The organism is Bradyrhizobium sp. SHOUNA76 (assembly GCF_023006445.1).
In the GTDB taxonomy this organism is placed as follows: Bacteria; Pseudomonadota; Alphaproteobacteria; order Rhizobiales; family Xanthobacteraceae; genus Bradyrhizobium.
The window spans coordinates 1-2049 of record NZ_JALBHA010000772.1 but is presented as its reverse complement, the minus strand read 5'-3'; the positions used below and the strand labels follow the sequence as shown (position 1 = coordinate 2049).

Below are 2049 nucleotides of genomic sequence, written 5' to 3'. Positions count from 1 at the left end.
GTGGACGCCGCGCGGCTCAAGCACGTGGCCGAGCTCTATCGCGCGACCGGGCTTGCGGCCGAGGAGGCCGAGGCGCAGGCCTTCCTGTTCTACTGCTTCATCTTCGGCCAGAGCCTCTTGTTCGTCGAGCGCGGCCCGCGCAAGCGGGCGCAGCTGGTGGCGAAATCGGCCGAAAAGCTGCTCGACTAGAGGATCGGCTTACGAGAAATGGCCGGAGCTCAGCTCCGGCCATCGCATGGTCGCGTTAGATCGGAGTTCAGGCGGCGCCCTTCAGCTTTTTGGTGCATTCGCTGTAATAGCCGCCGCCCTTCTGGATCCACTTCAAGCCGCCGTTGCCGTTGGTGGTCTTGTTGGCGTTGTACTGGTCGACACAGGTGTGCAGGCGGGCCTTGCCAGCGGTCTCCTTGGCATATTTCGGATCGACCGCGTTCGGATAGATCGCCGGACCGGCCGGCAGCGTCGGCGCGGCGGCGGGGGCGGCCTCCTTCTTCGCCTGCTTCGGCTCGGCGGGAGCTGCGGGCGCAGCCGGAGCCGCTGCGGTAGGCGCAGCCGCAGGCGTTGCGTCGGCACCGCACTGAGCTTTGCGGAAGTCATTCCACTTCATGGTACCGAGCGAGCCGTCCTTCTTGGCCGCCTGATATTTCGCGCTGCATTCCTGCGAGGTCAGCGCCTGCGCCGGCGCGCTCGCCATGAATGCGACGACGCCCGACGCTGCAATCACGCACAACAATTTCGATTGAATGGTCATCCTTGGTCCTCCTCCTGATCTTCCTCGACGGAAGTGAAACGAAGATTGCTATCCTAGCGTGCCGGTCCCCCGCGACAAGGATGCGATGCGTTGCGCCGGCAAAATATAGTGATCCCGTCGTTGTCATCATTCATGTCGCGTTCAGCAACGCAGGCCGACGGTCCCAGCCCTTCGCGATTCTCGCAAGCAGAGTGCAACACATGACCTTCACGTCCCGCCTCGCCGCCGTCGCTCTCGCCTCCCTGCTCGTCAGCGGCACTGCCTTCGCGCAGACCGCCGCGCCGGCAACCAAGCCCGATGCAGCCGCCATTGCCGACAGGAAGGCGCCGAAGGAGCGCTCGGCGGAATCGCTCGAATGCTCCAAGCAGGCGGACGCCAAGGGATTGAAGGGCAAGGAGCGCAAGAAATTCCGCCGCGAGTGCAAGAAGGAAGCGAGGGCCGGCATCGCGGCGCCCGCCGCCCCTGCCGCCGACAAGAAGTAAGTCCGTCGCTATCCTCCACGTGCATCAGACAGATGCGCACGCATTGCGGCATGACGAGCCTGCAATTGTGCGCCTCTCGCTGATTTGCGATAAGGTGGCGTGAAGCAAGCCACCGCCTCCCCGCCGTTCGAATGGCTCAGCCGCGCCAAGCTCTTGAGCGCGGCGGAGACGCTCGTCATCGGCACCGCCGGAGGCCTGGTGTTTCTGCTCGCCGGCCTTCCCGGCGGGCTGATCTCGGGCTCGATGATCGCGGTCGGGATCGCCGCAATCGCCGGCCGCCAATTGTCGCTGCCGCCGCTCCTGACCCAGACCGTGCTGGTGCTGCTCGGCATTTCGCTGGGCTCGGTGGTCTCGCGCCATCTGCTTCAACAAGTCGGCGCCTACCCCCTCACCATCGGCCTGCTTGCGCTCGCAACCTTCTGCTCGACCTTCGGCTCGAGCTATTATCTCCAGCGCGTCCATGGCTGGGACCGGACCTCGGCCTTCCTTGCCGGTAGTCCCGGCGCGCTGTCGCAGATCACGATTTTGGCGGTCGAGCGCGGCGCCGACCTGCCCGGCATCGCGGTGGTGCAGACCATGCGCGTCATCATCCTCACCGCGGCACTGCCCATGGTGCTCGCGCTCGCAGGCGTAGCGCCCTCTGCTGCGCCGTCGCTGACGACGACGATCGCCTCGCCGCTCGACCTCGTTGAGCTGGTCGCGGCCTCGCTGGGCATGGCGCTGTTGCTGCGGCTGATCAGGTTTCCGGCGAGCTGGATGTTCGGCGCCATGATCGCCTCCAGCGTGCTGCATGGCGCCGGCTGGGTCGAGGGCGGCCTG

Annotated in this window: 3 protein-coding genes and 1 pseudogene; 3 read left to right on the top strand and 1 reads right to left on the bottom strand. The window is 65.9% G+C overall.

Going from position 1 to position 2049, the window contains the following annotated elements; translation table 11 throughout:
• A pseudogene (locus tag MOV74_RS36900) lies at positions 1-189 on the top strand (TetR/AcrR family transcriptional regulator); the annotation flags it as partial.
• A 67-nt stretch (positions 190-256) separates the two neighbouring features.
• On the opposite strand, the gene MOV74_RS36895 reads toward MOV74_RS36900, so the two are convergent.
• Entirely contained in the window at positions 257-748 is a 492-nt protein-coding gene (locus MOV74_RS36895; protein WP_246932294.1) for a hypothetical protein, read from the bottom strand.
• 200 nt (positions 749-948) lie between these two features.
• On the opposite strand from MOV74_RS36895, the gene MOV74_RS36890 reads away from it, so the two are divergent.
• On the top strand, positions 949-1230 hold the full coding sequence (locus MOV74_RS36890; protein ID WP_246932292.1) for a PsiF family protein: 282 nt from the start codon (positions 949-951) through the stop codon (positions 1228-1230).
• A 99-nt stretch (positions 1231-1329) separates the two neighbouring features.
• Positions 1330-2049: AbrB family transcriptional regulator (locus MOV74_RS36885; RefSeq protein WP_246932290.1), on the top strand; the 720-nt coding region annotated here is incomplete at its 3' end.

Excerpts from the sequence above, each read along its gene's own strand:
- MOV74_RS36895 (WP_246932294.1), bottom strand. The coding sequence starts at position 748 with ATGACCATTCAATCGAAATTGTTGTGCGTGATTGCAGCGTCGGGCGTC.
- MOV74_RS36890 (WP_246932292.1), top strand. The coding sequence starts at position 949 with ATGACCTTCACGTCCCGCCTCGCCGCCGTCGCTCTCGCCTCCCTGCTC.